Annotated in this window: 24 protein-coding genes; 9 read left to right on the top strand and 15 right to left on the bottom strand. The window is 34.0% G+C overall.

Features of this window, described 5'->3' with window-relative positions; translation table 11 throughout:
* Window positions 1-44: 44 nt before the first annotated feature.
* Both ACJAZK_RS10855 and ACJAZK_RS10850 read right to left on the bottom strand, forming a co-directional pair.
* Window positions 45-494, bottom strand: a complete 450-nt coding sequence (locus ACJAZK_RS10855) for a ferritin-like domain-containing protein (RefSeq protein ID WP_415223984.1) — start codon at window positions 492-494, stop codon at window positions 45-47.
* A 196-nt stretch (window positions 495-690) separates the two neighbouring features.
* The gene (locus ACJAZK_RS10850) at window positions 691-1983 is read right to left on the bottom strand and encodes a DUF6252 family protein (RefSeq protein ID WP_415223983.1); all 1293 of its coding nucleotides are present in this window, start codon (window positions 1981-1983) and stop codon (window positions 691-693) included.
* A 272-nt stretch (window positions 1984-2255) separates the two neighbouring features.
* Here ACJAZK_RS10850 and ACJAZK_RS10845 point away from each other — a divergent pair, with 272 nt between their 5' ends.
* The 4 genes from ACJAZK_RS10845 to ACJAZK_RS10830 all read left to right on the top strand — a co-directional run bounded on the left by ACJAZK_RS10845 (window position 2256) and on the right by ACJAZK_RS10830 (window position 5549).
* Complete coding sequence (locus ACJAZK_RS10845) at window positions 2256-2846, top strand: 30S ribosomal protein S16 (RefSeq protein ID WP_415223982.1); 591 nt, start codon at window positions 2256-2258, stop codon at window positions 2844-2846.
* 103 nt (window positions 2847-2949) lie between these two features.
* Window positions 2950-3480, top strand: coding sequence for a ribosome maturation factor RimM (gene rimM, locus ACJAZK_RS10840; RefSeq protein WP_415223981.1), 531 nt, complete (start codon window positions 2950-2952; stop codon window positions 3478-3480).
* A 42-nt stretch (window positions 3481-3522) separates the two neighbouring features.
* Window positions 3523-4236 carry a tRNA1(Val) (adenine(37)-N6)-methyltransferase gene (locus ACJAZK_RS10835; protein WP_415223980.1) on the top strand — a complete coding sequence of 238 codons (714 nt, stop codon included), beginning with the start codon at window positions 3523-3525 and terminating at the stop codon, window positions 4234-4236.
* A gap of 134 nt (window positions 4237-4370) precedes the next feature.
* Window positions 4371-5549 (top strand): acyl-CoA dehydrogenase family protein, encoded by a 1179-nt coding sequence (locus ACJAZK_RS10830; RefSeq protein ID WP_415223979.1) that lies wholly within the window; start codon window positions 4371-4373, stop codon window positions 5547-5549.
* A 750-nt stretch (window positions 5550-6299) separates the two neighbouring features.
* On the opposite strand, the gene ACJAZK_RS10825 is transcribed toward ACJAZK_RS10830, so the two are convergent.
* From ACJAZK_RS10825 to trmB, 7 genes are all read right to left on the bottom strand, one after another.
* Complete coding sequence (locus tag ACJAZK_RS10825) at window positions 6300-6632, bottom strand: ferredoxin (protein WP_415223978.1); 333 nt, start codon at window positions 6630-6632, stop codon at window positions 6300-6302.
* Between the two features lie 44 nt (window positions 6633-6676).
* Window positions 6677-7738 carry an NAD(P)/FAD-dependent oxidoreductase gene (locus ACJAZK_RS10820; RefSeq protein ID WP_415223977.1) on the bottom strand — a complete coding sequence of 354 codons (1062 nt, stop codon included), beginning with the start codon at window positions 7736-7738 and terminating at the stop codon, window positions 6677-6679.
* A 65-nt stretch (window positions 7739-7803) separates the two neighbouring features.
* Window positions 7804-8046, bottom strand: a complete 243-nt coding sequence (locus ACJAZK_RS10815) for a NifU family protein (RefSeq protein ID WP_028871363.1) — start codon at window positions 8044-8046, stop codon at window positions 7804-7806.
* Window positions 8047-9186 (bottom strand): P-loop NTPase, encoded by a 1140-nt coding sequence (locus tag ACJAZK_RS10810; RefSeq protein WP_415223976.1) that lies wholly within the window; start codon window positions 9184-9186, stop codon window positions 8047-8049. It lies immediately after the preceding gene.
* Between the two features lie 239 nt (window positions 9187-9425).
* Window positions 9426-9755: an MGMT family protein gene (locus ACJAZK_RS10805; protein ID WP_415223975.1), complete on the bottom strand. Its 330-nt coding sequence runs from the start codon at window positions 9753-9755 to the stop codon at window positions 9426-9428.
* Window positions 9755-10384: a LysE family transporter gene (locus tag ACJAZK_RS10800; RefSeq protein ID WP_415223974.1), complete on the bottom strand. Its 630-nt coding sequence runs from the start codon at window positions 10382-10384 to the stop codon at window positions 9755-9757. Before ACJAZK_RS10800 ends, ACJAZK_RS10805 begins: the two co-directional genes overlap by 1 nt.
* 2 nt (window positions 10385-10386) lie before the next feature.
* On the bottom strand, window positions 10387-11061 hold the full coding sequence (gene trmB / locus ACJAZK_RS10795) for a tRNA (guanosine(46)-N7)-methyltransferase TrmB (protein ID WP_415223973.1): 675 nt from the start codon (window positions 11059-11061) through the stop codon (window positions 10387-10389).
* A gap of 134 nt (window positions 11062-11195) precedes the next feature.
* Between trmB and ACJAZK_RS10790 the strand changes: the two genes are divergently transcribed.
* On the top strand, window positions 11196-12263 hold the full coding sequence (locus tag ACJAZK_RS10790) for a glycosyltransferase (RefSeq protein ID WP_415223972.1): 1068 nt from the start codon (window positions 11196-11198) through the stop codon (window positions 12261-12263).
* Here the strand turns inward: ACJAZK_RS10790 and ACJAZK_RS10785 are convergent.
* Window positions 12237-13280, bottom strand: coding sequence for a sensor histidine kinase (locus ACJAZK_RS10785; protein WP_415223971.1), 1044 nt, complete (start codon window positions 13278-13280; stop codon window positions 12237-12239). The two genes, ACJAZK_RS10790 and ACJAZK_RS10785, sit on opposite strands and share 27 nt — an antisense overlap.
* Window positions 13280-13963 carry a response regulator transcription factor gene (locus ACJAZK_RS10780; protein WP_415223970.1) on the bottom strand — a complete coding sequence of 228 codons (684 nt, stop codon included), beginning with the start codon at window positions 13961-13963 and terminating at the stop codon, window positions 13280-13282. Before ACJAZK_RS10780 ends, ACJAZK_RS10785 begins: the two co-directional genes overlap by 1 nt.
* Before the next feature lie 246 nt (window positions 13964-14209).
* Here ACJAZK_RS10780 and ACJAZK_RS10775 point away from each other — a divergent pair, with 246 nt between their 5' ends.
* The 3 genes from ACJAZK_RS10775 to ACJAZK_RS10765 all read left to right on the top strand — a co-directional run bounded on the left by ACJAZK_RS10775 (window position 14210) and on the right by ACJAZK_RS10765 (window position 17487).
* Complete coding sequence (locus ACJAZK_RS10775; protein ID WP_415223969.1) at window positions 14210-15961, top strand: T9SS type A sorting domain-containing protein; 1752 nt, start codon at window positions 14210-14212, stop codon at window positions 15959-15961.
* A gap of 65 nt (window positions 15962-16026) precedes the next feature.
* Complete coding sequence (locus ACJAZK_RS10770) at window positions 16027-17007, top strand: acyl transferase (RefSeq protein WP_415223968.1); 981 nt, start codon at window positions 16027-16029, stop codon at window positions 17005-17007.
* Window positions 17008-17037: 30 nt separating this feature from the next.
* Window positions 17038-17487 (top strand): YHS domain-containing (seleno)protein, encoded by a 450-nt coding sequence (locus tag ACJAZK_RS10765; protein ID WP_415223967.1) that lies wholly within the window; start codon window positions 17038-17040, stop codon window positions 17485-17487.
* 92 nt (window positions 17488-17579) lie between these two features.
* Here ACJAZK_RS10765 and tyrS read toward each other — a convergent pair whose 3' ends face one another.
* Complete coding sequence (tyrS, locus tag ACJAZK_RS10760; protein ID WP_415223966.1) at window positions 17580-18872, bottom strand: tyrosine--tRNA ligase; 1293 nt, start codon at window positions 18870-18872, stop codon at window positions 17580-17582.
* Between the two features lie 70 nt (window positions 18873-18942).
* Here tyrS and ACJAZK_RS10755 point away from each other — a divergent pair, with 70 nt between their 5' ends.
* A complete protein-coding gene (locus ACJAZK_RS10755; RefSeq protein WP_415223965.1) occupies window positions 18943-19959 on the top strand; it encodes an NAD-dependent epimerase/dehydratase family protein in 1017 nt (338 codons plus the stop codon).
* Here ACJAZK_RS10755 and ACJAZK_RS10750 read toward each other — a convergent pair.
* The 3 genes from ACJAZK_RS10750 to ACJAZK_RS10740 form a co-directional block, all read right to left on the bottom strand.
* Window positions 19938-20414, bottom strand: a complete 477-nt coding sequence (locus ACJAZK_RS10750; RefSeq protein WP_415223964.1) for a DUF4296 domain-containing protein — start codon at window positions 20412-20414, stop codon at window positions 19938-19940. The two genes, ACJAZK_RS10755 and ACJAZK_RS10750, sit on opposite strands and share 22 nt — an antisense overlap.
* An 87-nt stretch (window positions 20415-20501) precedes the next feature.
* Entirely contained in the window at window positions 20502-21848 is a 1347-nt protein-coding gene (locus tag ACJAZK_RS10745; RefSeq protein ID WP_415223963.1) for a dihydroorotase, read from the bottom strand.
* 1 nt (window position 21849) lies between these two features.
* The coding region (locus ACJAZK_RS10740) for a polyprenol monophosphomannose synthase (RefSeq protein WP_415223962.1) at window positions 21850-22493 on the bottom strand (644 nt) is incomplete at its 5' end.

The raw sequence follows: 22493 nt of genomic DNA, 5'->3' as shown, positions 1-22493 counted from the left end.
GCCAGCTTTAAAAAGCTGACTTTTTACCACCTATTTATGTCTAATTAGGAAATTAATTCTTCTTGCACTTTCTCTGTATTGATAGCAGACTGTATTAAGTCTCTATGCTTCAACAATAAGGCGTCAATTGTTGGTGGCAAATTAGGCTCGGCGATGAGCTCATTGTATTCTTTTAAACTCGCTTTTTCTCCTCGAATGGCTTCTTCTATAATCGACTCTTCGTTATCAGAGCTAAACGTAGATTTTAAGCTCATCCAGTTGCGATGCATTACACCTTTAAAACTCCCAGACTCTTCTGGTATTTGGCCATATTGTAGAATCTCAGTTCTCAGTTCTTTTGCAAATTCACTTCGCTCTGAAGATCTTCTCTTAAAAAACATTTTTAACCTATCGCCATTCACATTGTCAATTGCTTTTAAATAGCCTTTCTCTGCATCATAGTTTTTTACTAATAATTCATTTAATTTGTTTGAAATTTCTTCTGAATACTTCATAATATCACTTACATTTTAAATTCCAATACTTTTATTTTAAGATGCGTATTGTTTCACATCCAACTCAGCATAATATAACTTATAAAGTAAGGAAAATAGAACACATTAACATCTTTAACAAAGTCTTAAAACTATTTAACAAAAAAAACCCAGACAGTGTCTGTCTGGGTTTATAGGGATAGCAAAGATAATATAATTACATATTATCCAAATAATCAGGAATACCATCAGCATCAGTATCTAAAGCATCTGCTGGATCACCATCTAAATTTGGATCTGCATTTTCATTAATTGTTAAAATTGTATCGTCATCATCATCTGCATCTAAATAGTCACTTACTCCGTCTCCATCCGTATCTCCAATCTCAAATTGCGTAAAAACACCATCACCATCATCGTCAACATCTAGATAATCAACATTTGTATCACTATCTGTATCTATTGGATTTCCATCCACATCTTTTGCTTCATTAATTGTCAAAATACCATCGCCATCATCATCATCATCTAAGTAATTTGGTATACCATCTAAATCGGTATCATCATCATCTAAATTACCGTCTAAATCTCCATTAAAATTTTCGAAAATATTTGGTATACCATCGCTATCGTTATCATTACAATCTAAGCCATCTAAAATATCTTGGATACTTCCTTCATCGTCACCACAAAATACAATCTGTTGCTCGAGATAGAATCTATAGTTCTCACAGGCATCCATATACGTTCCAATAGTTGCCGTTTCAAAAGCAGCTTGTGCAGTGAGACTGTTTTGAACTGCAAAATCACAAGGGAACACACAAGTATTAAGATCACTTATTTGCTGCTGGATAGCTCCATCTACATCTCCACAATAATCCATCTTAAACAATAAAGCTTCAGAATACACATTACAAGCATTGGTATAAGAGGCAGCATCAATATATTCTAAGGTCGAAGAAAAAGTTGAGAGATAATTAGCACGCGTTGAAGTCACATCTATTTCTGTATCATCACAAGTGATTACAACTGCAGGAATACTTCCTGATACTAAAGGGACTCTAAAAAATATACCTTCATTATAGCCAATAGAGTTCAAACCTGATTCATCAAAAGCTAAAAACTCAAAAGTACCCGTAAATGTATTGTTGTTGATTTCATCTAACGTAACGAAACCGTATTCTGGATAAATAGAAACGCTTGAATCTGGTCTATTATTCGTAGAATATACAGTACCACTAGCGTCCACATAACGCCCTTCCATTGAATTTACATCTCCTAATATATATGTTCCAACAGCTACAGAAGGAATTGTAAGTGAAACCGTTTCTATATTATTACCTGCTCTAAAAGTTAAAAAACCATTTTCATCAATAGATGCACTAGTAAATTCTGCTCTCCAAAGTCCGTACTCTCGATTTCCTTGAAATGCAGGTGAATTGAATTCGACTTCATCACCACAACTAGTTAAGGTCAAAATAGTTACAAGAAGTATAGCTAATCTTTTCATTACTTAAGTTTTCTCCCTCTAAATAAAACGAGGCTTATTATAGGTTATAAATAACGTCATTACAGCATTTTATATTTGATTTCTTGTAATTTAATTAAGGTTTTCCTTTTTAAAAATCATTTCAAATACAAAATTGACATTACAGTTTTCAAAAGTATGATAAATTTTCAATATTACTTAATTAGAAATAAAATGTTGAGAATTAAATTATTGTCTTATCTTTGCGCCTCATTAATAATAGAGGTCGCGAACCTCGCAAATTAATTAAAAATATGCCTGTAAAAATAAGATTACAAAGACACGGTAAAAAAGGGAAACCTTATTATTGGATCGTAGCAGCAGATGCACGAGCAAAAAGAGATGGTAAATACCTAGAAAAATTAGGTGCTTATAATCCAAACACTAATCCAGCAACAATAGAATTAAATGTTGACGGGGCAGTACAATGGTTACAGAATGGTGCACAACCAACTGACACTGCAAGAGCAATTTTATCATATAAAGGTGCAATGCTAAAAAACCATTTAGCTGGTGGTGTAGCTAAAGGCGCTATAACTGCAGATCAAGCTGAGGAAAAGTTCAACGCCTGGTTACAAGAAAAAGCAGGAACAGTACAAGCTAAAGAAGCTGGTTTATCTGATGCTCAAGCTAAAGCAAAAGCCGATGCACTAGCAGCAGAAAAAGCAGTTAATGATGCTAGAATAGCAGCAGCTACTCCAGAAGTTGAAGAAGAGGCAACTCCAGAAACTCCTGAAAACGCAGAAGCTACAGAAGAAGTTGAAGCGACTGAAGAAGTTGAAGCTACAGAAGAAGTTGAAGCTACAGAAGCAACTGATACAGAAGCAACTGATACAGAAAAATAGAAAATTATTTTTTATACTTTTAAACTCCGATACGATGTATCGGAGTTTTTTAGTTTATTAAACAGTTAAGTCTCAAACCTTAGACTTATAAATCACATTTTAGATGCAAAAAACCGACTGCTTTTTTTTAGGAAAAATTGTAAAGAAATATAGTTTTAAAGGCGAGCTATTAGTCAAATTAGATACCGACGAACCAGCCCTTTATGAAAATATGGCCTCCGTATTTATAGAGGTTCGTGATAAACTACTCCCTTTTTTTATAGAATCTTCGCAACTGCACAAATCTGAATTGTTACGTATCAAGTTTGAAGATGTAGATACCGAAGAAGATGCCGATTCGCTAATGAAAAGCGGCTTATATTTACCCCTTGAATTTTTACCAAAATTAGAAGATGACAAGTTTTACTTTCATGAAATTATCGGATTTAAAGTTGAAGATAAGAATTTTGGTCACGTCGGTATTATAACCTCTATTAATGACGCAACGGCACAATCGCTTTTTGAAATTGACAGAGACGGCATCGAAATTTTAATTCCTATGAATGATGCCTTTATTTCAAAAGTAGATAAAAAGAACAAAACAATTTTTGTAGATACTCCTGAAGGACTAATTGATTTATACTTAGAAGAATAACCCCCTCCTAAATCCTTCCAAAAAGGGAGGACTTTCGCTCCCATGAATAAGCCTTTTCAGTTTAAAGAATTCTCAATTAATCAAGACCAATGTGCTATGAAAATTGGTACAGATGGTGTGTTATTGGGTGCATGGTCTTCAATTGAAAGTAATCCATTTTCAATTTTAGATATTGGTGCTGGTACAGGTGTTTTATCGTTAATGCTTGCACAGCGCAGTGATGCTCAAGTGATCGAAGCACTCGAAATAGATGATAAAGCTTATGAACAATGTGTCGATAATTTTGAACAATCACCTTGGAATGATCGCTTGTTTTGTTATCATGCGTCATTAGAGGAATTTGCCGAAGAAATGGATGACCAATATGAGTTGATTATTTGCAATCCGCCATTTTATTCTGGAGACTATAAAACTGAAAATGCTCGACGTGACCTAGCTCGATTTCAAGACGCCATGCCTTTTGAGCACTTACTGGAGAGCATCAGTACTTTACTTTCAAAAAACGGCTTGTTTTCAGTTGTTATTCCGTTTTCTGAAGAGGAAAAATTCATTACTCTTGCCAAGCAGTTTAATCTTTTCACTAAGCGTATTTTGCACGTTAGAGGGAACCCTTCCGCAGATATAAAAAGAAGTCTTATAGAGTTTTCTTTCTTACAATCAAATATTGAGGTTTCAGAATTAATTATTGAAACCTCACGTCATCAATACACTGAAAATTATATTAGGTTAACTAGATATTTTTATTTAAAAATGTAATTGCTCACTGCAAACCTTTTCGTTATCTTTGCTTTTCAATTCTTAATGCATAAAATAAAGTGATTTGTGGAGATTATAAAAATATGCATTTATGCGAAGTTTGCCTTACAATCACTTAAATTAAACACTATCAGATGAAACCAGATTTATTCGAAGCTCCTGATTATTATAATCTTGACGAATTACTTACAGAAGAACATAAATTAATACGTGATGCTGCCAGAAAATGGGTTAAGCGTGATGTCTCACCAATAATTGAGGAAGCTGCGCAAAAAGCAGAATTTCCAAAATCTATAATTAGCGGATTGGCAGAAATTGGAGCTTTTGGCCCATACATTCCTGAACAATATGGTGGCGCTGGACTAGACCAAATTTCTTATGGCTTAATTATGCAAGAAATAGAGCGTGGAGATTCTGGAGTGCGAAGTACCGCATCTGTGCAGTCATCATTGGTCATGTATCCTATTTGGAAATATGGAAATGAAGAACAACGTCAAAAATATTTACCAAAACTAGCTAGTGGAGAATGGATGGGGTCTTTTGGTTTAACAGAACCCGATCACGGAAGTAATCCTAGTGGCATGACCACAAATTTTAAAGATATGGGTGACCATTATCTTTTAAATGGTGCTAAAATGTGGATTTCAAATTCACCTTTTTGTCAACTCGCTGTAGTTTGGGCAAAAAATGAAGAAGGACGAATTCATGGCCTTATTGTGGAACGCGGCATGGAAGGATTCTCAACGCCTGAAACTCATAACAAATGGTCACTTAGAGCATCCTCTACTGGTGAGCTAATTTTTGATAATGTTAAGGTGCCTAAAGAAAACTTATTACCAAATAAATCAGGATTAGGAGCGCCGTTAGGCTGCTTGGATTCTGCTCGTTTTGGTATTGCTTGGGGAGTAATTGGTGCGGCAATGGATTGTTATGATACAGCACTAAGATATAGTAAAGAACGCATCCAATTTGGCAAACCAATTGGACAGTTTCAATTGCAACAGAAGAAACTGGCTGAAATGATCACCGAAATCACTAAAGCACAATTATTAGCCTGGAGACTAGGTGTAATGCGAGAAAACGGAACAGCAACATCTGCTCAAATTTCTATGGCAAAACGTAATAATGTGGATATGGCTTTAAAAATTGCTCGTGACTCAAGACAAATGTTAGGAGGTATGGGAATTAGTGGAGAATATTCTATAATGAGACATATGATGAACTTAGAAAGTGTTGTCACTTATGAAGGTACACATGATATTCATTTATTGATAACAGGATTAGATATTACTGGTCTAAACGCTTTTAATTAAGACCTAATCGCTATTAAAACAAATCTCGTATACCTTAATTTCACTTTGAATAATCGTTTCGCGACGATATAAAAATTCAAAAAATGCTTTTCTTAATCGGGAAGCATTTTTAATTCTAAGGAACGTCTAACTCTTGGTTATAACTACTCCTACTTAATTACTAGTCTTAATGATCAATTTCAAGGGGGTGACTTATATATTTATAAAACTGAATTTACAGCGTTAATATAAATGGTACTTATAGTTACTAAAAACAGTGTGGCGGCAGTAATCATTCCAAATTATCCATTTATATTCTTTAAACAAAAAAAGAACTAAAGCTTAAAAAAGGCAAGCTGTATCTAATAGATTTTTGGTATATAGAATGTATTCCTTACAAAAAAGACCATGAAGTTATCGCTAAATATTATGCCAACAATCCTAACAAGAATATTAAAACAATTGGTATGTATATTGACAAAAAAGAGGATTGAATCAACTATTTAAACGAACATAACTATAATTGGGTTAAATATAATCTGTGTGATTTTGAAAATACGTTATACAAGGCTCTAAAAATCAAGTTGTTTCCTTATGTATATTATAATGGATGACAAAGGACCATTATTACATAAAAGCAATAGATTTTTGAAAGCTATGAGCTTTATAGAATCAAGACAAGACTAAATAATAAATAAACGTTAACGTTGGCGTCTTCTACCAACTGGCATTTCTAATTTACTAAGAGGCTTCTGCCTTTGCAGGAATTTGTTAAGATTCTGGAGCCAGTTCAACTTCCAAACCTTCCATTTCTGGCCTCATCTGAATTTGACAGCCCAAACGCGAATTATATTTAACGTAAAAGGCCTCGCTAAGCATCGCTTCTTCGTCATCTTGCATTTCTGGTAATTCTGTTTCACTTAATACATAACATTGACAAGAGGCGCACATTGCCATACCTCCACAAACACCAATAGTGCCTTCTGGAACTAACTCGTAAGAGCGAACAACTTCCATTAGGTTCATAGCCATATCTGTAGGCGCTAAAACCTCATGAGTAACTCCTTCTCTATCTATTATCTTGATATTTATGTCTTGTTCCAAAGTTATGTGAGATGAAACCTATCAGGTTTTGAAAAGCTTATAGGTTAGACTATTGTTTTTACAACTGCTTTAGGTGCTTCTTTTCGTGTTCCATCAAATCCGTCTACTCCAGCAACTGTTGTATATTTTAATACGTAACGTTTTCCTGGGTTGATGATTTTATACGCTGCCTGACACATTAATGTTGCTTCATGAAAACCACATAAAATTAATTTTAATTTTCCAGGATATGTATTCACATCTCCTATAGCAAAAACACCAGGAATATTGGTTTGATAATCTAAAGCGTTATCCACTTTTATTGCATTTTTTTCAATCTCCAATCCCCAATCCCCAATTGGCCCTAGTTTTGGTGATAACCCAAAAAGTGGGATAAAATGATCACAATCTATCTCAAACTCTTTTTCAATATGTTGTGCCTGTTTTACAACAACAGCTTTTACTTTTTCATCTCCCACGATACCGATAACCTCAGCAGGTGTAACTAAATTTATTTTACCTTGATTTTTTAATTCTTGTACTTTTTCTACGGAATCTAAATGTCCACGGAATTCGCTACGTCTATGAATTAAAGTAACTTCACTCGCCACATCACTTAAAAAAATACTCCAATCTAATGCAGAATCTCCTCCACCTGCAATAACCACTTTCTTATCTCTGTAAACCTCAGGATCTTTAATAATATATTCTACGCCTAAATCCTCAAACTCATTAATATTATGAATTAAAGGTTTACGAGGCTCAAAACTTCCTAAGCCTCCTGCAATTGCCACAACTGGAGCTTGGTGTTTAGTTCCTTTATTTGTAGTGACAATAAAGGTACCGTCCTCTTGTTTTTCTATGGTTTCTGCACGCTCACCCAAAGTAAATCCTGGATTAAATTGCTTGCATTGCTCCAATAATTTATCAGTTAAATCCCCTGCTAAAATTTCTGGATATGCAGGAATATCGTAAATAGGCTTTTTAGGATATATTTCTGAACATTGTCCACCAGCTTGAGGTAAAGCATCAATTAAATGACACTTTAGTTTAAGCAGACCAGCTTCAAAAACAGTAAATAGTCCTGTTGGCCCTGCTCCTATTATGAGTATATCTGTTGTAATCATGAATTCTAATTTCTGGAACGTAAAATTAATCTAGAACGCTTTGTAAATCTATGACAAATGCCATTCTAAGCTTCAATATTAATAACGTGTTCAATTTGAGGTGCATACTTTTTTATAGTCATTTCTACACCAGATTTAAGTGTCATTTGATTTACACTACAACCCACACAAGCTCCTTGTAATTGGACTTTAACCAGCGTATCATTTTCTATTGATAATAATGAAATATCACCTCCATCACTTTGTAAAAAAGGACGAATTTCATCTAATGCTTTTTCGACATTTATTCTAAGTTCTTCTGTACTCATCTATTTTTTATTTACTGCTGAACAACCAGCCATCGTCGTTATTTTAATAGCCTCTGTTGCTGGTAAATTATCATTACGTTTTACAACCTCTTCTACTACATTTCGGGTCAGTTTTTCAAATGCTCGCTCTAATTCTGTAGCCGTTTGCAGTGCTGCTGGTCTTCCAGCATCTGCCGCTTCTCTTATGCTTTGTACTAAAGGCAACTCTCCTAAGAAGGGAATGCCTAAGTCTTCTGCAAGGTTTTTTGCACCTTCTTTTCCGAAGATATAATATTTATTATCAGGAAGTTCATCTGGTGTAAAATAGGCCATATTTTCAATAATACCTAAAACAGGAACATTGATACTTTCTTGTTGAAACATCGCAACTCCTTTTTTAGCATCTGCAAGGGCAACATTTTGAGGTGTACTAACCACGACAGCTCCTGTTATTGGGAGTGCTTGCATGATACTTAAATGAATATCTCCAGTTCCTGGAGGCAAATCTAATAGCATAAAATCGAGTTCTCCCCAAGCAGCATCAAAAATCATTTGATTTAATGCTTTAGCTGCCATCGGTCCACGCCAAACTACTGCTTGATCTGGTTTCGTGAAAAAGCCAATGGATAAAATTTTAACACCGTAGCTTTCTACTGGACTCATTTTTGACTTGCCGTCAATAGTAACTGCTTTAGGTCTTTCTAATTCTACATCAAACATTATTGGCATTGATGGGCCATAAATATCTGCATCTAAGATTCCAACTTTAAAACCCATTTTCGCTAAAGTAACAGCTAGATTTGCAGTCACTGTAGATTTACCTACACCTCCTTTTCCTGAGGCTACAGCAATTATGTTTTTAATTCCAGGAATTTGTTTTCCTTTAATCACATTAGGAGCAGATTTTGTTGGCGCATCTACTTTTACATTTACTTTTATTTTAGCCTTTTCATACACCATTTTGTGAATGGTTTGCATGATTTCAACTTCAGTTTTCTTTTTGGCTTGTAAGCTTGGGTTTGTTATTGTAATATCAACAATAACCTCATCTGCAAATGTTACAATGTTAGTTACGGCTCCACTTTCAACCATATTTTGCCCTTCTCCAGGTGCAGAAATACTTTCAAGCGCTTTAAATATATCTTGTTTATTTAACTTCATGTGCTTATCTCTATTGTTTTTAAACGGTCACACGCTTCGCTATTAATCAGTTCCTTGAATAACAACTCTTTTTACATGCTCGTCTCACGGCAATTATTATATTCTGTAATTAATTTATTCAGAATCATTCTAAATGCAAAGATACTTAATAAAGCTCTAAATTTATAGTGTTCGGATTGCTATTTCTTATGACGTAATTTGAGATTTAAATGGTACTTCAAAATGTAATTTACATGAAACTACAACTCCTTCATCGGATCCCAAAACACCTTTTCAAGATTTTGGATGTGATTGTCTATCACAACAATTCCTTCACTCTCTAGAAGTTGCTGCATAAGATTGGTTCCATCAAAATGATGCTTTCCTGTAAGTAGTCCTTTTCTGTTAACGACGCGATGTGCAGGAACCTCTTTTCCGTGGGAGCCATTCATTGCATACCCGACCATTCTGGCACTTCGCTTAGCTCCTAAATAATTAGCTATTGCGCCATAGCTTGTTACTTTTCCAAAGGGAATTAATTTAGCCACTTCATAAACGCGATCAAAAAAATTTAGGCTCTCCAATTTCATTAGGTACCCATTATGATATTGATCAATGTTACTCCAGCAACAATACCAGTTATTGCTCCAATGATATAATTCATGTTTTTTTGAGAAGTCAAACTCTTGTTTTTTATCTTGTCAAAAAAGAAAATATAAACATACAGCATCACGAAAGTTCCTGTTGCTGCTCCCGAGCAATATGACACTATGTTTGTTGTGTCAAAAGAAAACCATCCAAAACCTGTAATAGTAATTGTCATGTAGGCTTGATATGGTATTGGAAACACGTTTATTGCCGACAAAAACATGCCTTGAAAAAAACGACTAGGCTTACTTTTGGCATGTGATTCTACGTCTGGTTTAGGATTTGACTTAGCAACAAAAAGAAAATAAATGGTAATAAGTACAAAAATAACAAATGCCACCTGTCTTAAAATCTCAACTGTATTTGGGTGGCTGCTCAAATAACGAGCAAACATCGCAGCAATATAAGTTTGTAAAAACACGATAAAACAAACGCCTAATGAAAAAATAACACCTCTGCTATAACCCTCTTTAAGACTTACTTTTGCTGCTGTCATATTTAATAGGCCAGGAGGAACAACACCAACAAGTGCTATAATTAATCCTAGAAAAAAAATGACAGTAATATTCAATTCTATTTAATTTTAAACCGAATATACGTAATTGGTTTGTTTTGTTCTAAATACTGAGATTCATAGTAGGTTTGAATACTCGTTACTTCTTCTGGGCTTCCTTCCTGTTTATAGACATTATGATTTGCATATAGCACCTCATGACCTTCACCTTGAAGTAATCCCAGCGTATACCCATGCATAAATTCACTATCGGTTTTTAAATTTACAACACCTTCTGGTTTTAGAATGGTTTTGTAGCGTTTTAAAAATTGTGAATTGGTCATTCTATGTTTAGTACGCTTATATTTTATTTGAGGATCTGGAAAGGTAATCCAAATTTCATCGACTTCATTCTCTGCAAATACGCAGTCCACTAATTCAATTTGTGTGCGAATAAAGGCAACATTAGGAATATGATCTTCTATTGCCGTTTTAGCACCTCTCCAAAATCGAGCTCCTTTAATGTCGATACCAATAAAGTTCTTATTCGGAAATTTCTTCGCTAATTCTACCGTATATTCTCCACGCCCACAACCCAATTCTAATATTAAGGGATTATCGTTTTTAAAAACCGAAGCATTCCACTCACCTTTAAATTCATATTGTGAATCGACTAATTCTTCTCTCATTGGCTGAAACACATTAGAGAATGTTTCATTTTCTTTAAATCGTTTGAGTTTATTTTTACTTCCCACTGCCTATATTTAACAATTTATTATTTTTACTTATTGATGTGGTAAAATTAAGGAAACATTTTAAGCTTATCTTTATTTTTAAAAATAGACTCATTAAAATACATGAGACTACAGTACTGAAACAAACTAAACGCATGCAAATTCAGCTCAAGAAACGAATACTTATTGCGCCATTAAATTGGGGATTAGGCCATGCAGCGCGATGTATTCCTATTATTAAAGCCTTGCAAGAGCAACAATTTGAACCCGTTATTGCGAGTGATGGTATTGCATTATTATTACTACGGAAAGAATTTCCTAATCTTCAATCTATAGAACTCCCGTCATACAACATTAGGTATCCCAAAAACGGAAAACATTTTAGACTAAAAATGTTGCAAAGCTCTCCAAAGATGGCTAAAGCGATAAAAAACGAAAAAAAAGCTGTTGCTTCTATTATAGAGGATTATAAAATTGATGGTATCATTTCTGATAATCGTTTAGGTGTTCATCATAAGAAGTTGCCTTGTGTTTTTATAACACATCAACTTCAAGTTTTAAGTGGCAGCACCACTTGGCTGAGCACTAAATTGCATCAAAACATTATAAAGCGGTTTCATGAATGTTGGGTACCAGATAACCTTGGTGATATTAATCTTAGCGGTAAGTTAGGGCACACGGTTATTCATGATATGCCTGTAAAATATATTGGTCCTTTGAGTCGGTTTAAAAAGAAGGATCTTCCTTTAAAATATGACGTGATGGTCCTGCTTTCTGGACCAGAACCTCAACGTACATTCATAGAAAAAAAACTGTTAACAGATTTCAAAACCTATAATGGAAAAGTGCTTTTTATCAAAGGTGTTATTGAAAATGAACAACAAATTTCCGAAGAAAAAAACCTAACTATTTACAATTATATGACGAGTTCAGAATTAGAAAATGCGTTGAACGAAAGTCATTTAATTGTCTCGAGATCTGGATATACAACACTCATGGATTTGACTAAGCTCAATAAAAAAGCGTTCTTCATCCCTACTCCAGGTCAATATGAACAAGAATATCTTGCTGAGCGTTTAACAGAGCAAGGTTTAGTTGCCAGTTCTAAACAAGATGACTTTACAATAGGAAAATTAGACGATATTTCTAATTTTAAAGGATTGAGCGCCATGGATTATGAGGTAAACTTCAAGAAATTATTTAGTCTTTTCAAGGGTAAATGAAAACTCACTCCCAACACCTAATTCACTTTCTACATAAATTTTCTCATCGTGAGCTTCTATGATATGCTTTACAATTGACAGACCTAAACCAGATCCTCCTACTTTTCTAGAACCACTTTTATCAACGCGATAGAAGCGCTCAAACAAACGTGGAAGATTAGCCTTAGAAATGCCTTCACCATTATCTGTAACTCTCACAATAACCTTATTTTTTATAAGGTTTTCGATGCTAACTTCGGTTGTTCCTTTGTCTTCACCATATTTTATAGAGTTGACAATAAGGTTGGAGAGCACTTGTTGAATTCGCTCTTTATCTGCTGTAACCATAATAGGCTCATTATAATCGATATCAAAAATCAAAGAGATTTTTTTCTTTGCAGCTTTCATCTCTAAAAGATCAAAGACACTTTCTACAAGTTCTACAATATCAAATTCAGCAATAGTAAGTTGTAAATCACCAACTTCTAATTTAGTAATCATATCTAAATCATTAACGATATAGATAAGGCGTTCTAAACCTTTACTGGCTCTATTTAAATATTTCTCATTGACGTTTTCATCGTGAATCGCACCATCTAATAAAGTTTCTAAATACCCTTGAACTGTGAATAGTGGCGTTTTTAGTTCGTGAGAGACATTCCCTAGAAACTCCTTTCGATATTCTTCTCTTACAATAAGCGTCTCTATTTCAAGTTTTTTGTTTTTTGCGTACTTATCTATTTCTTGAGTAAGCGTCGCCATATCTGTAGTAATAGGTTGTTTGCGTAAGGATGCAGATTCTAAAAGCGTTAAATCATCGTATATTTTTTTTACTCTCCTATAGATAAAACGCTCTACTCTATATTGAATAACTATAAATGAAATGATATAAGTGAAGATTGCGAATGACAAGAGATATAAAATGTCAATAGACTGTAAAACATACAAAAAAACACTCGATAAGAGCGCCAAAAAAACAGTAATATACAGTGCTGTTTTAAAGGCAAATTTATACGTTTTTTTTAATTTATTTTGCATTAGTCCACAAACTTATAGCCAACACCTTTTATAGTTTTAAACTTTTCATCTCCAATTTTTTCACGAAGTTTTCTAATATGAACATCAATTGTGCGTCCACCAACAATAACTTCATTACCCCAGACTCTGTCTAGTATTTCTTCACGTTTAAAAACTTTGTTCGGTTTAGTTGCTAACAAAGATAACAATTCAAACTCTTTTCTTGGCAGTAAGAGTTCTTCCCCTTTTATAGTGATTTTATATTCTTCCCTATTGATTACTAAGTTTCCGATTTTTAAAATTTCATCAACTTTATCATCTTCTTTTAATCGTCTCAACAAGGCTTTCACCTTACTCACCAAAACTTTAGGCTTTATTGGTTTTGTAATATAATCGTCTGCACCAGCATCAAAACCAGCCATTTGAGAATAATCTTCCCCCCTAGCTGTCAAAAATGTGATAATTGTATCGCTTAATTCTGGAATCTTTCTAATTTGCTCACAAGCTTCAATACCATCCATTTCTGGCATCATAACATCCAGAATAATAAGTTGTGGCTTTTCTTTTTTAGCTTTTTTAACGCCTTCTAGACCGGTCTCCGCAGTTATGACTTGATAGCCTTCAGACGACAGATTATAACCGACAATCTCTAAAATGTCTGGTTCATCGTCAACTAATAATATTTTAATATCCTTCTTTTTCATTTTTTTAAAATTGGAACACTTAGCGATGTAAAGATAAGATTAATAACAAAAATAATTACATGCCCCCCAAATTGATAACATTAAGTTAACTTACATTTTTGTTATCAAATTGATTCTGAGATGATTTTTTATGTGCATGTTATGCTATTGTTAAATAGCAATATAGCACATAATTTATTCGTTTAAACCTCAAATTCTAACTATATTTGTTTGCATTTTTTTAAAACAATTTAAAACTAAACAATTATGAAAAAACTTTACTTTTTATGTTTAACTGCTTTAATTGGTTTTGCTTCTTTTGGGCAAACTACTTTATATTCTGAAAGCTTTGAAACAAACACAAATGGAACTAATTATACAACTTCAGAAGCCGAGTTTTCTGACGGTTTTAATGATTTCTTCTTAAGAACAGATGGAAGCGACATAAATGCGTCTTACGAAGTAAACGGTGTTGATGGTACTTTTATCTTCGCTGGACAGGATTTAGACGGAGAAGGCGCTACATTGCCTCTTTCAGTTTCAACAATTGCTATTGATGTTACTGGCTTAACAAATGTTGATTTCGCAATTTTACTTGCTGAGGACGATGATGGGACTAACCAAGACTGGGATGATGCTGATTATATGCATATTCTATATTCAATTGATGGCGGTACAGAACAAAATCTATTATGGATTGAAAGTGAAGCTGCTGGATCAAACAGCGCACCAAGAATTGATACCGATTTTGATGGCACTGGTGATGGTGCAGAAATCACATCGACTTTTGCAGAGTACGTAGAAAGTGTTGCTCTTTCTGGAAATACAACTATAATTTTTAGAATCGAAATGAGTTTAAACTCTGGAGATGAAGATATCGCTTTTGATAATATCAGAGTAGTAGACGGTTTCGTTTCTACACCTAGCATTGCTATAACCTCTCCTTCAAATGGAGCAGAATTAGCACCTGGAACGACTTCTGTAAATATTGAATTTACAACTGCAAACTTGGCTGGTGGTGAATCAGTAGATATTACAGTTGATGGTACAACGACGACTAACGTAACGAGTCCATTTGCAGTTGCAACTGCAGATGGTCAAACTTATAATGTAACTGTAGAACTTGTAAATGGTGGTTTAGTTGATTCAGATATGGTTTCTTTTAGCGTATTATCTTCAAATACTATTGCAACAATTGCAGACTTAAGAGCTGGTACTGTTGGACAAGTTTATGAATTAACTGGTGAAGCTATTATTACGTACATCGTAACAGACAATAACAGAAACCAAAAGTACATCCAAGATGCAACTGGAGGAATTTTAATTGATGATCAATCAGGAACATTAACACCTACATTAAATATAGGTGATGGTCTTACTGGTTTACAAGGTCAATTAGGTGAATTCTCTGGCGTTTTACAATTTGTACCTGTTGCAGATCTTCCTGGAGCATCATCTACAGGAACTACAATTACTCCAGAAGCTATAACCGTTTCTCAATTTTTAGCTGCTAGTGAATCTTATGAAAGTGAGTTAATACAAATTACAGGAGTAACGTTTGCAGATACTGGAATTTTTGCAGATAATACAAACTACAACATTACTGCTGGAGCAGATGTAACTATCGCTAGAGTTTCTTTTGGTAACGAAAACTTAGTTGGAGCAAACATACCAACAATGATGTCTTCTGTGATTGGTTTAGGAGCAGAATTTAATGGTACATATCAAGTTTTACCTAGATACGTTGCAGACGTCGCAGGTGCGACACTTTCTCTTGATGACATTCAAAACAATACGTTCTCAGTGTATCCAAACCCAACATCAACTGGATTTGTAAACATTGTTGGAACAAATGATGACACTATCTCAGTGTCTGTTTATGATATCTTAGGAAAACAAGTAATCAATGAAACGTTAACTAACAACCGTATTAATGTATCTGCATTAAATACTGGTATTTATATCGTAAAGATTTCTCAAAATGACGCTTCAATTACTAAAAAGTTAGTCATCAAGTAAGCCTTTTTAAATAAAGTATTAAAAAGCGTTGTCTAATGGGCAACGCTTTTTTTATTTTTGCAACTATGATAAACACAAACGCCATTTTTTCAATTTCTTCAGAAAATGAATTTAATACATTGGTATTGGAGGTCTTCAAATTTCAGTTTGAAAATAATGCTGTATATCGCTCGTTTTGTGATTTATTATACAAACATCCCAGTGCTATTCAAAGGATTGAAGACATTCCCTTTTTACCCATTCAGTTTTTCAAAAGTCATCACGTATTGAGTTCTAACGGACCAATTGAAGATACATTTTCTAGCAGTGGAACTACTGGATCATTGACCAGTAAACATTATGTAACCGATTTAAGTATTTACGAGAAGAGCTTTAGACAAGGTTTTCAAAATTTCTACGGATCTATTAAGGACTATACTATTCTTGCTTTATTACCCAATTATTTAGAGCGCAAAGGCTCCTCATTAGTCTATATGGTTAATGACATGATTGAACATTCTCAACATCCTCAAAGTGGGTTTTATCTGGATAATATTAATGAATTAAAAGAAACCCTTATTGCATTAGATTCCGAAGGAAAAAAAATCATGCTCATAGGCGTCTCATTTGCGCTTTTAGATCTCGTGGAACTTCACCAATTCAGTTTAAAACATACGATTGTAATGGAAACCGGTGGTATGAAAGGTCGCCGAAAAGAAATGGTGAGAGAAGAATTACATGCTGTTTTAAAATCAGGCTTTGGAGTCTCAAAAATTCATAGCGAATATGGTATGACCGAATTATTAAGCCAAGCTTATTCTCTAGGGGATGGTATCTTTAGATGTCCCGATTGGATGCGAATTTTAACCCGTGATCCAGAGGATGCACTCACTCTCCAAAAGACAAAAAAAACTGGTGGTATCAACGTTATTGATTTAGCTAATATTAATTCGTGCTCTTTTATAGCCACCCAAGATTTAGGTCGTGTTCATGACAATTCTACTTTTGAAATTATTGGCAGATTTGACTCTAGTGATATTAGAGGTTGCAATCTCATGGTCTTGTAATTATCTGCATTTTTTATCGACTACGTCTAAATGAAAACACAAGCATTATCTGTGATTTTTTTCTTCGGAATGCTAATCGCATCGTCACAAACAGCAGATTATAACACTCAAAAAGACTATGTAGCCAAAGGTTACGACGTGGTTGCTTATTTTGATAATCAAGCCGTAGAAGGCAAAAATGAATATACAGCGAGGTACGACGGTGTAAAATTCAAGTTCTTATCAGAAAAGAATCTCAACACATTTAATAAAAATCCAAAAATATATATTCCGCAATATGGCGGTTATTGTGCTTATGCTATTGCAAAAAAATCTGAAAAAGTAGATATAGATCCTAAAACGTTCGAAATCAAGGACGGGAAGCTCTATTTATTCTATAATTCTTGGTTTAACAATACATTAACGTCATGGCAAGAAAATGATGTGAAAGGTTTACAACGTAAAGCCGACAAAAACTGGGAAGCTATGAATCTAAAATAGTTTAGAGTTCTATGAAAAAGAAAGATTAGCTTCTCATAATAGTTGATTGGTTTAATGTTAAACGTCCCGTAAACTGCGGGACGTTTTTCTATTTAGACCACTTTAATTATATACGTATTCTTCTTTCCTTTGTTGATTATGATATATTTATCGTTAATCAAATCTTCTTCAGAAAGCTGATATGCTTCTTTTACCTTTTCCTTATTAACTGATACAGCATTCTCCTTTAGCGCACGACGTGCGTCACTATTAGAGCCTAAAAAGTTTGTTTGAGCTGCTAAAGCACCAATCATATCTAGTTGCGGTAATTCGTCTTTAGATATTTCTGCTTGTGGAACACCTTCAAATACATCCAAAAATGTTTTTTCATCCAACGTTTTAATGTCTGCTTTAAATGTTTTACTAAATAATATGTTCGATGCTTTCTCTGCATTCTCAAAATCAGATTTAGAATGTACCATTGTTGTAATCTCTTCAGCTAAACGTTTTTGAAGTCCGCGTTGGTGCGGTACTTCTTGATGTGCTGCAATTATAGAACTAATTTCATCTTCAGTTAAGAATGTAAATATTTTAATATACTTCTCAGTATCTTCATCACTAGAATTTAACCAATATTGGTAAAACTTATATGGTGAGGTTCTATTCGCATCCAACCAAACGTTTCCGCCTTCAGACTTACCAAATTTAGAACCGTCACTCTTCGTAATTAAAGGACATGTAATTGCGAAACCTTTTCCTTGAGCAACACGTCTAATTAATTCTGTTCCTGTGGTGATGTTTCCCCATTGATCGCTTCCACCCATTTGGATAGAACAATTATTTTGTCTGTATAAATGCAAGAAATCATAACCTTGAACGAGCTGATATGTGAATTCTGTAAAGGACATTCCGTCGGTAGATTCCGAAGAAATTCTATTTTTTACAGAGTCTTTTGACATCATATAGTTTACTGTAATATGTTTACCAACATCACGAATAAATTCTAAGAATGAAAACTCTTTCATCCAATCATAATTATTAACTAACTCTGCAGAATTAGCTACATCACTTTCAAAATCTAAAAAGTGAGCTAATTGACCCTTAATAGCATCTTGGTTGTGACGCAATGTTTTCTCGTCAAGTAGATTACGCTCACTAGATTTCCCAGAAGGATCCCCAATCATTCCTGTTGCTCCACCCACCAATGCAAATGGCTTATGACCACAGCGTTGATAATGTGCTAACAGCATAATTGGAACAAGATTACCAATGTGAAGAGAATCTGCCGTTGGATCAAAGCCAATATAGGCAGATCGCATGGTTTTCATCAAATGTTCTTCTGCACCAGGCATGGTATCATGAATCATACCTCTCCATTTCAATTCTTCTACAAAATTCTTTATCATAATATCTATATTAGTAATCTTTGACAAATATAGATTTATACGTGAAAAGAAAAAAGACTAATTTTACAAAATGATTTTAATTACAGGTGGTACGGGCTTAGTTGGATCTCATTTGCTGTTCAAATTAGTGAGTAATGATACTTCTGTTAGAGCCATTTACAGAAGAGCTCATAAGTTAGAGTCTGTGAAAAAAGTGTTTAGTTATTATACTGATGATGTTGAAACATTCTATAATAAAATTGAATGGGTTGAAGCTAATATTAATGACATCCCTTCATTAGAGGCTGCTTTTATAGATATCACTCATGTCTATCATTGCGCTGCTTTTATAAGTTTTGAACCTAATAAATATCATGAGCTCCGAAAAATAAATATTAAAGGCACAGCAAATATTGTAAATCTCTGTATCTCTAATGCCGTTAAAAAAATATGCTATGTAAGTTCTATTGCAGCGATTGGAAATGAACCAAATAAAGATACACTTGTTACAGAAAAGACTGAATGGAATCCAGAAGTTGATAATAGTGTATATGCTATAACCAAATATGGAGCAGAAATAGAAGTTTGGCGAGGTACTCAAGAAGGAGTGGATGCAGTAATTGTGAATCCTGGGATTATATTAGGTCCTGGATTTTGGAATGGAGGAGGTAGCGGAAGTCTATTTAAACAGATTTACAAGGGACTAAAATTCTACCCTAAAGGGACTTCTGGATATGTTGACGTATGGAACGTTGTAGATTGCATGACGGAGCTTATGAATAGTTCTTTAAAAAATGAACGTTATATTTTAATTGCTGAAAATTTAACCTTTAAGATCTTTCAGGATAAAGTTGCAAAAGCTCTAAACGTAAAATCTGCAAATAAGGAAGCCTCTTCACTTTTATTATCAGTCGCTTGGAGATTAGATTGGTTAAGTCATAAACTTTTTGGTAAACGCCGAAAACTATCAAAACAAATGGCCAAATCAATTTCTAATAAAATAGTTTTTGATAATTCTAAACTAAAAAAGGAGCTTCACTTTCGTTTTACTCCTGTCGACGACTCTATAACTCGAGTTTCAAAATATTATTTAGATGAATCGGGATAGTTTTTGTATTCTAATTTTTTCGTCTTGTCTAGTTTTTTAATCTTTTTGACCTTTAGCGTATCTACTAACTGTTTAATGGAATCTTTTTTGCGCTGTTTTTCTTCGGTATCCTTATCAATTTTAGCTTGAAATTCATCTTTAGTCTTAATGATACGATCTTCTACTCTAATTATAATAGATTCATATTCTTCGACGTCAAAACCATAATATTCAATAGTTGAAGCAAATTGCAAACTATCAATTCTATATTTTTCAAAGATATAGTCTCCAGGGTGGACACCTTTAATTTCAAGAATAGTCTTACTTGTTCCTTTTGCCGCATTGATGATTAAAACGTCATATAGAATATCTACTATTTTATCTTTAGAAATAAGATCATCTGGTTTTTTAGGTTTTTTAGCGTAGTTGCAACTAAAAACCGATATAGTCATTAAGAAAATAAAAACCTGTCTCATATGCTTATACGTATTATTATTTCAAAGGACACCTCATGCTCGCTACTAAAAATCGCCTTATATGATCGCTCTTTTTGCATGCTCGTTTTATCTATTAAAAGTTAACCGCTTACCTGCTTTTACATCTAAAACCTTAAAATTATTATAGACGAGCGTACCATTCAAAAAAGTGTGTGTTATTCTAGATCTGAACGTTGTCCCTTCAAATGGTGACCATCCGCATTTATAAAGGATATTGTCCTTATTTACTGTCCATGGATTATTTATATCGACTATAACTAAATCTGCAAAATAGCCCTCTTTAATGTAACCACGTTTCTCTACTTGGAATAAAATTGCTGGATTATGAGCCATTTTTTGTGCAATCTTTGGTAATGATATTTTGTCCTTATGAAACATTTCTATCATTGCAACCAAGGCATGTTGCACTAAAGGCCCTCCAGATGGTGCTTTGGTGTACACATTGTTTTTTTCTTCAAGCGTATGTGGTGCATGGTCTGTGGCGATCACGTCTATTCTATCGTCTAAGAGCGCTTCCCAGAGTTGATCTCTATCCTTTGCTGTTTTTACAGCTGGATTCCACTTTATATGTGTTCCTTTTTTGTCGTAATCTTCATCACTAAACCACAAATGATGGATGCATACTTCTGCTGTTATTTTTTTATCCTTTAAGGGAATCTTATTACTAAACAAACTCGTTTCCTTTCCCGTTGACAAATGAAAAACATGCAGCCTAGCTCCTGTTTTTTTAGCAAGCTCTATCGCTTTGGATGAAGACAGGTAGCATGCTTCTTCACTCCTAATAGTTGGGTGTTTTGACATCGGAATATCATCGCCATACACCTCTATATGTTCTTGTAAATTTTTTCTTATTGTCGCTTCATCTTCACAATGAACAGAAATAACCATATCTGTACTACTAAATATTTTCTCTAGTACTTTAGGATCATCAACTAACATGTTTCCTGTAGATGAGCCTAAAAATAATTTCAAGCCAGCGACAGTTTTTGGATTAACTTTTAAAATTTCTTCTAGATTATCATTAGTCCCACCAAACATAAATGAGTAATTAGCATGAGACGTTTTTGAAGCTACTTCAAATTTTTCTTCTAACTTCTCAACAGTTGTTGTTTGAGGGTTTGTATTTGGCATTTCAATAAACGACGTAATCCCTCCTGCTATTGCTGCTCTCGACTCTGAAGCAATATTCCCCTTGTGTGTTAATCCTGGCTCTCTAAAATGAACTTGATCATCGATAACACCAGGAAACACATAATTACCTTCGATGTCAACAACTATAACATCAGAAGATTTTGCGCTAATTGAATCTGATATTTCTTTGATATACTCCCCTTCAATTAAAATATCTCCTTCTGTAATCGATCCCTCGTTTACTATTTTAGCATTTTTAATAAGTATGGTTTTTTTCTTCATCTTAGCTTCTAAATAAACTTTTAAACTTCATGTTAATAACACCAAAAATAGCTTCGGAAATTATACCTCCACTCATTTTGGATTTTCCTTTTTTTCTATCTGTAAAAACGATGGGAACTTCAATTATCCTAAATTTATTGAGATATATATTAAATTTCATTTCTATTTGAAATGCATAGCCAACAAATTTTATATTATCCAAATCAATAGTTTCTAAAACGCGTCTATGATAACATACAAATCCTGCAGTGGTGTCATCTATTCTCATCCTCGTAATTAACTTTACATATTTTGAGGCAAAATAGGACAACAGTAATCGCTTCATATCCCAATTTACCACATTAACTTTATTGTTAATATACCGAGAACCAATAGACATATCTGCCCTATCGATGGCACAAGCGTTATAAAGATTTATCAAATCATTAGGATTGTGTGAAAAATCAGCATCCATTTCAAATATATAATCATATTGTTTAGTTAAACACCATTTAAACCCTTCAATATAAGCAGTACCAAGTCCCGTTTTTTTAGACCTAATCATTAAGTGAAGTTGACTGCTAAACTCATTTTGTAATGCTTTTACTGCTTTTGATGTCCCATCTGGAGAATTATCATCCACCACTAAAACATCAAAGGACTTCT

Source organism: Psychroserpens sp., from assembly GCF_047633235.1.
Classification (GTDB): domain Bacteria; phylum Bacteroidota; class Bacteroidia; order Flavobacteriales; family Flavobacteriaceae; genus Psychroserpens.
The sequence above is the reverse complement of the archived record's forward strand: the minus strand, read 5'-3'. Positions and strand labels throughout refer to the sequence as shown.

Coding starts and splice junctions, on each gene's coding strand:
- rimM (WP_415223981.1), top strand. CDS start 2,950: ATGCAAAAAACCGACTGCTTTTTTTTAGGAAAAATTGTAAAGAAATAT.
- ACJAZK_RS10765 (WP_415223967.1), top strand. CDS start 17,038: ATGAAAACACAAGCATTATCTGTGATTTTTTTCTTCGGAATGCTAATC.
- ACJAZK_RS10815 (WP_028871363.1), bottom strand. CDS start 8,046: ATGAGTACAGAAGAACTTAGAATAAATGTCGAAAAAGCATTAGATGAA.
- ACJAZK_RS10850 (WP_415223983.1), bottom strand. CDS start 1,983: ATGAAAAGATTAGCTATACTTCTTGTAACTATTTTGACCTTAACTAGT.
- ACJAZK_RS10745 (WP_415223963.1), bottom strand. CDS start 21,848: ATGAAGAAAAAAACCATACTTATTAAAAATGCTAAAATAGTAAACGAG.
- ACJAZK_RS10770 (WP_415223968.1), top strand. CDS start 16,027: ATGATAAACACAAACGCCATTTTTTCAATTTCTTCAGAAAATGAATTT.
- ACJAZK_RS10845 (WP_415223982.1), top strand. CDS start 2,256: ATGCCTGTAAAAATAAGATTACAAAGACACGGTAAAAAAGGGAAACCT.
- ACJAZK_RS10805 (WP_415223975.1), bottom strand. CDS start 9,755: ATGAAATTGGAGAGCCTAAATTTTTTTGATCGCGTTTATGAAGTGGCT.
- ACJAZK_RS10750 (WP_415223964.1), bottom strand. CDS start 20,414: ATGAGACAGGTTTTTATTTTCTTAATGACTATATCGGTTTTTAGTTGC.
- ACJAZK_RS10785 (WP_415223971.1), bottom strand. CDS start 13,280: ATGCAAAATAAATTAAAAAAAACGTATAAATTTGCCTTTAAAACAGCA.
- ACJAZK_RS10820 (WP_415223977.1), bottom strand. CDS start 7,738: ATGATTACAACAGATATACTCATAATAGGAGCAGGGCCAACAGGACTA.
- tyrS (WP_415223966.1), bottom strand. CDS start 18,872: ATGATAAAGAATTTTGTAGAAGAATTGAAATGGAGAGGTATGATTCAT.
- ACJAZK_RS10835 (WP_415223980.1), top strand. CDS start 3,523: ATGAATAAGCCTTTTCAGTTTAAAGAATTCTCAATTAATCAAGACCAA.
- ACJAZK_RS10810 (WP_415223976.1), bottom strand. CDS start 9,186: ATGAAGTTAAATAAACAAGATATATTTAAAGCGCTTGAAAGTATTTCT.
- ACJAZK_RS10780 (WP_415223970.1), bottom strand. CDS start 13,963: ATGAAAAAGAAGGATATTAAAATATTATTAGTTGACGATGAACCAGAC.
- ACJAZK_RS10755 (WP_415223965.1), top strand. CDS start 18,943: ATGATTTTAATTACAGGTGGTACGGGCTTAGTTGGATCTCATTTGCTG.
- ACJAZK_RS10855 (WP_415223984.1), bottom strand. CDS start 494: ATGAAGTATTCAGAAGAAATTTCAAACAAATTAAATGAATTATTAGTA.
- ACJAZK_RS10830 (WP_415223979.1), top strand. CDS start 4,371: ATGAAACCAGATTTATTCGAAGCTCCTGATTATTATAATCTTGACGAA.
- ACJAZK_RS10775 (WP_415223969.1), top strand. CDS start 14,210: ATGAAAAAACTTTACTTTTTATGTTTAACTGCTTTAATTGGTTTTGCT.
- ACJAZK_RS10790 (WP_415223972.1), top strand. CDS start 11,196: ATGCAAATTCAGCTCAAGAAACGAATACTTATTGCGCCATTAAATTGG.